The organism is Phytoactinopolyspora endophytica (assembly GCF_004138495.1).
Classification (GTDB): Bacteria; Actinomycetota; Actinomycetes; order Jiangellales; family Jiangellaceae; genus Phytoactinopolyspora; species Phytoactinopolyspora endophytica.
Map to the genome: position 1 here is coordinate 71,247 of NZ_ML142859.1, position 6,878 is coordinate 78,124.

Annotated in this window: 5 protein-coding genes and 1 pseudogene; all 6 read right to left on the minus strand. The window is 67.5% G+C overall.

Annotated elements, in window-relative coordinates:
* Positions 1 to 973, minus strand: a pseudogene (locus tag ELR45_RS38535) (glucoamylase family protein); the annotation flags it as partial.
* Between the two features lie 90 nt (positions 974 to 1,063).
* Complete coding sequence (locus ELR45_RS20500) at positions 1,064 to 2,908, minus strand: GH39 family glycosyl hydrolase (protein WP_205856953.1); 1,845 nt, start codon at positions 2,906 to 2,908, stop codon at positions 1,064 to 1,066.
* A gap of 175 nt (positions 2,909 to 3,083) precedes the next feature.
* Positions 3,084 to 3,983 (minus strand): carbohydrate ABC transporter permease, encoded by a 900-nt coding sequence (locus ELR45_RS20505; protein WP_129668021.1) that lies wholly within the window; start codon positions 3,981 to 3,983, stop codon positions 3,084 to 3,086.
* Entirely contained in the window at positions 3,980 to 4,972 is a 993-nt protein-coding gene (locus tag ELR45_RS20510; protein WP_129668022.1) for a carbohydrate ABC transporter permease, read from the minus strand. Before ELR45_RS20510 ends, ELR45_RS20505 begins: the two co-directional genes overlap by 4 nt.
* A gap of 3 nt (positions 4,973 to 4,975) precedes the next feature.
* A complete protein-coding gene (locus ELR45_RS20515; protein WP_129668023.1) occupies positions 4,976 to 6,223 on the minus strand; it encodes a sugar ABC transporter substrate-binding protein in 1,248 nt (415 codons plus the stop codon).
* A 164-nt stretch (positions 6,224 to 6,387) separates the two neighbouring features.
* The coding region (locus ELR45_RS41180) for a LacI family DNA-binding transcriptional regulator (RefSeq protein WP_240759929.1) at positions 6,388 to 6,878 on the minus strand (491 nt) is incomplete at its 5' end.

Consider the following 6,878-nt stretch of genomic DNA (forward strand, 5'->3'; position numbering starts at 1 on the left):
CTGGGGACCACTCGGCATCGGGGACGAACAGCGGCGGCATCAGCGCCCCGAACATGGAACCGCCCCAGTTCGGCACGGTCTTACGGCCGCGGTAGACGTAGTGGCCGCGGAACATCTCGACGCCGTCGACCGTGACCCACTCGCCGTCCGGCGGCATCTCCTGCTCCCAGTCCGGTGGGAAGGTACGGTGTGTCCGCCAGTAGTGGTCGGTCGGGACCGAGCCGTCGCCCAGGCCGAGAAGGCTCGCGATCCTGGTCTCGGAGTTCAGCGCGCCGTAGAAGTTGCCGGTGAAGGCATCCTCGTCGACGTTGAACCCGGTGCTCATGTGGCCCGGGTTGGCGTCCGGATCATCCGGGTCGTACGGGAAGTAGAAGAAGGACCAGTCGACGTCTTTCCGCAGCCGCTCGATCCGGCCGCGCAGGGCCGGCTCGGCTTCGGCGGCGATCCGTAGGCCCACGTCGAACCAGCCGTTGTCCACCGAGGACAGGAATTTGCGTACCGGGTCGCCGCTGCCCGGCCACTCCTCCAGCACCTCGCCGGTGAACGCGTCGTACCAGTTGAACCAGAACCCGTGCACTCGGTCGAGCTGTTCGATGGCGGTCACGGTACGGTCCAGCCGACGGCTCATCTCCGTACCGCTGATCACACCGAGGCCGCCGGCCGCGACCGTCGACCACAGCCCGCAGCCGATGTTGGTCGTGGACGTGTTGACGGTGGGCAGTGGCTCGCCGCCGCTGAGGTCGATGTTGTCGGCGGGCAGACCGAACTCGGTGGTCATCGCCTCGATCGAGCGGTATGTGTCGGTGAACCAGGTCAGCAGGAGCTCCTCGGTGTCGCCGGTCGTGCGCTTCGCGGCGGCGGTGGCGGGAGCGGTCGTGGGCTTGGCGCCGACGGCGGGACGGGCGCCGAGCGCGACGGCGCCCGTGGCTCCCGCTGCCGTGGTCAGAGTCTTGAGAAATGTGCGTCGGTCCATCGGCTTCGCGCGGAGCAGGCCGCAGAGTCGTGATTCCTGCGTCCGCGCTGCCTCCCTTCTCCGGTGACGGGATGTGAACGAATGAACGATTCAGCGGCGAGTCAGGCTCAGCGCCCGGATGCCGGGCATGGGCAGGAAGAACGAGATGCTCGCCGTCCCCGTGGCGCCGGCGGTGACGGTCTCCATCTGCTCCGGGGTGAGCTGGTCGGCGGCGCGCAGCTTCTCCCACTGCTGCTCATCGGGCCAATCGCCGCCGCCCAGGTCCTCCCAGACCGCGTGGATGTTGCCGTGGTCGGTGTCGATCTGGTACGACGTCACCTCGTAGGTGTCGCCCGGAGCCAGACCGCTCAGCGTGACCGTCACCGTCCGGTCCAGCGCCGTCGCGCCGTCGATCTTGGTCTGGTCGAGGGTGCCGTTCCAGGCCAGCACGTCGATGGTGGCGCCGTCGGCCGCGCGGGTGGCCAGCGCCTCGACCAGCGTGTTGCCGCCGTCGCCGGTCGCCGTCGCGGGGATCCGCCCGCCGCGCAGCTGGGACAGCAGGTACAGCGCCCAGAACCGCGGCTTGCGCAGGTTGCCGACGGTGAGCAGGCCGAAGCCGCCGTGGAAGAGCCGTGGCGGCCGGCCGAGCTCCTCGAAGTGGTCGGTGGCCACCCAGTAGGCGAGGCAGTCGGTCGTCTCCAGCGCGGACTTCATGCCGTGCAGGACGAACGGAGCGGCGAACACCGTGTCGCTGACCCGGTGAAAGTGAGTCGGGGTCACACCCCACTCGGTCCACAGGATCTCCGGCTCTTCCTGGCCACTCTCCTGAGCGAACGAGCGCGCCAGTGGCCGGAAGTCAAGCGGTGCGTTGCCGTAGGTGTGGGTGGAGATGAAGTCGATCGGCACGTCGTGCTCGCGACAGTGGTTCAGCAGCGTGCCGACCCAGCCGGCCGCGGCGGAGCCGGGCCCGCCGACCCGGATGCGCGGATCCACGCTCTTCACCGCCCGCGCCGCCACCTCGTACAGGCGGTGGTAGTCGGCCTGGGTTCCGTTCCAGAAGACCTCGAGGTTGGCCTCGTTCCACACCTCGAACTCCCAGCCGGCGACCTCGTCGGCGCCGTAGCGCTCACGCAGGTGGACGGTGAGATCTCGGCAGAGCTCGCCCCAACGCTGCCAGTCGCTCGGGACGGAGGCGATGCCTCGGTACTCGAAGACCGTGTACGACGGGTCGGCGGCCAGTTCGGCGGGCATGAAGGACAGCTCGACGACGGGTGTGAGCCCGATGCCGAGCAGCCGGTCGTAGATGTCGTCGAGCCCGGAGAAGTCGAAGCCGCCATCGGGGCGGACGGAGACGTACTCCGGCAGGAAGGTGCCGTGCGCGCGGACGGTCCGCACGCCGATCTCGTCCCGCATGATCCGCAACGCCTCGGCATACTCCACGGCGACGTCCGAGCCGCCGGGTCCCCGACCGTCCCACGTCAGCAGGGAGAAGTGCTCCGCACCGATCATGCGCCGCCAGACGTCCGGCATCGGGATCGGCTCGGCGGACGCGTCGACGACGACCGACACAGCTTCACCACCCGCGGCGGGGACCGGGGCGCCGTCGACGGCCTGGTCCGACAGTGCTCCGGCGCCCGCGTCGGACCAGGTGGCGACCTTGTACCAATAGCGACGGCCGGGTTCTGCGAGGGTGTCGGCGTACGGCGGACGGGGGACCGCCAGCACGTCACCGCCCCGGTGATCGAGCGGCTCGAACGGGCCGTGCGGGGCATCCGCGCGGTGGACCAGATATCCGAGCGCGCCGTCGACAGGAGCCCAGGTGAGCCGCACGTGCCCGGCACCGGAGGCCGAGGCGAGGCCGGTGGGCGGTGGCAGGGTCCCGGCGTCTGCCGCCAGATCGCTGGGCCTGCCGATGCGTTCTTCCCAGTCGGCGCGGGCAATGGAGTGTTCGGTCATGGCTTGAGGTAGCCCTTCTGTCGGGGATGAATACGCGTACATCGGTGCCGCGCGGAATGGGGTGAACAGATCTCCAGGCACGTGGTTGCGCCAGGCGTGTCGTGCTCGGCCGATCTGTGGCCCGGTTGGGCTTTAGCCAGGCGATCTGTTCACCCCATTCCGTGCGTCCTCCCATTTACTTCAGGCCGGCCGTGGCGATGCCCTGAGTGAAGTAGCGCTGCAGGACGATGAAGACGAGCAAGATCGGTAGCACGACGAGGAAGGCGCCGGCCATGAGCATGCCGTTGGATCCCTCCGACTTCGTGGGGTCGATGGCGAAGGTGGCCAGGGCGACCGGCAGCGTGTACTTGTCCGGGTCGTTGGTGACGATCAGCGGCCACAGGAAGTTGTTCCAGGACCCCATGAAGGTGAAGATCGCCAGCGTTGCCATCGCGGGCTTCACCAGCGGTAGGACGATGCGCCAGTAGATGAACCACTCGTTGGCGCCGTCGACCCGGGCGGCATCGAGCAGTTCGTCCGGGACCGAGCTGATGAACTGCCGCATCAGGAACACGCCGAACGCTCCGGCGGCGAACGGCAGGATCAGGGCGGCATAGGAGTCCAGCAGCCCGAACTGGCTCATCAGGACGAACTTCGGAATCAGCATCAGGTTCATCGGAACCATCAGGGCGCCGAGCACCAGCCCGAAGATCGGGCGCTTGCCGAAGAAGTTCAGCTTCGCCAGCGCGTAGCCGAGCATCGAGCAGAACAACAGGTTTCCTGCGGTGACGCAGACGGCTACGAAGGTCGAGTTGAGGAAATGCAACGGAACGTCCAGCACGTTCAGCAGGTCGCGGAAGTGCTGGAGAGTCCACTCGGTGGGGATCCACACCGGCGGTGACGCGGTCAGGTCCTCGGTGGTCTTGAACGCCGACAGGGCCATCCATCCGAAGGGCGCCAGCATGACGAGAAGACCGATGCTGAGCAGGGTGTAGATCAGCGTCTTGTGCGAGCGTTCGCGGCGGCGCGCGGCCTCGCGGGTGCTCTGGCTTCCGGCCCGGCCGGTGGCGGGGCGCGTGCTCTCGGCTGTGCTCATGTGGTTTTGTCCCGGAGGAATCGGAGCTGCAGCAGGGTGATGGCCAGCACGATCACGAACAGCGTGTACGCCATGGCGCTCGCGTAGCCCATGTGGAAGAAGTCGAAGCCTTCCCGGTACATGTACAGCGATGTGGTGAGCGTGCTGTCCGCCGGCCCGCCGCCGGTCATCACGAACGGCTCCTCGAAGACGTTGAGGTAGCCGATGGTGGTGATCACCGCGACGTAGAGCATGGTGGGCCGCAGCAGCGGAACGGTGATCTTACGGAACTCCTGGACGGCGCCGGCCCCGTCGATCCGCGACGCCTCCCGTACCTCCGACGGGATGGACTGCAGCCCGGCCAGGAACAGCACCATCGGGAAACCCAGATTGCGCCAGACCGCCATGGCGATCAGCGACGGCATGGCCAGGGTCGACGAGCTGAGGAAGTCCGGCGTCGTCCATCCGAACTCGGCCGCCACTCCGGAGATGAGGCCGTCTCCCGGATCGAGTACGAACCGCCACACCACGGCGACCGCGACGATGCTGGTGACCACCGGCGTGTAGAAGCCGACCCGGAAGAAGGTCCGGAACCGGTCGATGCTCGAGTTCAACAGGACCGCGGCGACCAGCCCGAGGCCGATGGTCAGCGGAACGCCGACGACGACGAAGTACGCGGTGTTGAACAGCGCGCGCCGAAACGTCTCGTCGCCGAACAGCTCGGTGTAGTTCTCCAGGCCGACGAACTCGGTCGACAGCGGATCCGTCACGTTGCGCAGCCCGAAGTCCGTGAAGCTCATCACCAGCGACGCGACGATCGGGAACGCCATGAACGTGCCGAACAGGGCCAGGAACGGTGTGGAGAAAAGCCAGCCCGCCAGGTGTTGTGTCCCGAGTCGCGCCCGTCGTCCCCGTCGTCGTGGTGGGCCGGTTGCGGTCGCGGCGTCATCGATCTCCGGTGGTTGCCCGGACGAGGCGTCGTCCGGGCTCACCGAGGTGGTCCGGGCCATGGTCTACTCCGTCAGGGGCTCGGCCGCTGCCTGCAGCTCACTGGCCGTCGTCGTGGGGTCGGCGCCGCCATTCGCCATCTGCTCGATGGCGACGTCGAGCTCATGGGCGAACTCGTTCCACTGAGACATGGCCGGTACGTCGCCCGCGGTCGAGAGCTGTTCTTCGAAGGCGTTCAGCTGCGGGTCCTCCGCCAGCCTCGGGTCGTCCCACGCGGCCATGTTGGCGGGCAGCGACCTGGAGACCTCGTACCAGTCGGCCTGCTTCTCGGGGCTGGTCAGGAAGCTGATGAACTCCTGCGCGGCGGCCTTGTGCTGGCTGTCCGTGAAGGTGACCAGGCTGGCACCACCCACCCACGAGACGCTGGCCTCGTCGGCCGGGAGAGGCACTGCCGCCCATTTGCCGTCCAGCTCGGGGAGCGCCTCGCTGATGTTGTTCACCATCCACGGGCCGGAGATGAACATCGGCGCGTCGCCGGAGCCGAAGTCCTGCTCGACGGTCTGTCCCGGCTGGACGCTCGTGTTGGACAGGCCTTCGTCGAAGTAGCTGGCGTACTCCTCAAGCGCCTTGGTCGCCTCCGGGGTGTCGAGAGTGGCGTTGCCGTCGTCGTCCACCAGGCTGCCTCCCGCGGAGTAGAGGAACGGGAGCAGGCTCTGCCACGCTCCCTCGCCGCCGGCCGGTAACGAGATGCCGTACTGGGTTCCGGCTTGCTCCTGGTAAGCGACGGCCAGCTCCTTCAGCTCGTCCCACGTGGCCGGCGGGTGCGTCGCTCCCGCCTCATCGGCCAGGTCGGTGCGGTAGTAGAGCACGCGAGTGTCGACGTACCAGGGCACTGCGTAGACCTCGTCGTCGACGACGTTGTTCTCCCAGGCGGCGGGGAAGAAGTCATCTTGGCTGAACGTCGACGTGTCGATCGGTTCCAGGACGTCCAGCTCGATGAACTCGCCCATCATCGTGCTGCCCATCTGCGCCACGTCGGGTAGTTCTCCACCCGCGGCGGCGGCGACGAGCTTCTGATGGGCCTGATCCCAGCCGACAGGCGTGACGTCGATCGTGACGTTGGGGAACTCCTCGTTGAACTCGTCGGCCACCTCCTGTAGCCGTTGGCCTTCCTCACCCATGGCCCAGACGGTGAGTGTCTGCTCGTCATCGGCCGCCACTTCGTCACTGCTGTCGCTCCCGCAGGCGGTGAGAACAAGGGCGAGAGCGGGCAGAGCGCACACGATGGCGAAGGTTCGGGCGCTACCAGACATCGGCTCCTCCTCGAGTCACGTCGTCGAATGTAAGCGCATACATTTACGATGGTCCAAGGCAGGCGACGCGGCAAGAGGAAGTGCGATAACGGTTCTATAACGCCGTGATCATCAACGGTTGGCCGCACCATGGACCGTCTAGCGGTTGATGATCACCGGATGATTCAGGTCATGGACGCGCCTGGACATCCGCAGCTTGCCCTGCGGACGACGCTGACCTGCAGCAGGCGCGACTCGGGTTCGTGCTGGCGGCCGGTGAGCCGGGCGATCAGAAGGTCGACCGCTTGCCGCCCGAGCTCCTGCATCGGCTGCCGCACCGTCGTCAGCGCCGGGCGTATCAGCCGGGTGACGGAGATGCCGTCGAAGCCCGTGACGGCCAGGTCCTCGGGAACGCGAAACCCGCGATGCTCCAGCTCGGGCAGTGCGCCCACGGCCATCTGGTCGTTCGCGAACATCACCCCTTGTGGCCGCTCGGCCATGCCGTCCAGCAGCTCGCCGATGGCACGGCGGCCGCTCGATGTGGTCAGCTCGGCGCGCACATGAGGCTCTGCGGGAATCGGAAGGCCGGCCTCGAGGTGGGCGGCCTGGAATCCGCGGAAGCGGGCCTCTGCGTCGGGTGAGCTCGGCGGGCCGCCTATGAACGCCAGCCGTCGAA

What these genes read in the sequence shown, in the direction of transcription:
- ELR45_RS20500 (WP_205856953.1), bottom strand. Translation starts at nt 2,908, where the DNA reads ATGACCGAACACTCCATTGCCCGCGCCGACTGGGAAGAACGCATCGGC.
- ELR45_RS20505 (WP_129668021.1), bottom strand. Translation starts at nt 3,983, where the DNA reads ATGAGCACAGCCGAGAGCACGCGCCCCGCCACCGGCCGGGCCGGAAGC.
- ELR45_RS20510 (WP_129668022.1), bottom strand. Translation starts at nt 4,972, where the DNA reads ATGGCCCGGACCACCTCGGTGAGCCCGGACGACGCCTCGTCCGGGCAA.
- ELR45_RS20515 (WP_129668023.1), bottom strand. Translation starts at nt 6,223, where the DNA reads ATGTCTGGTAGCGCCCGAACCTTCGCCATCGTGTGCGCTCTGCCCGCT.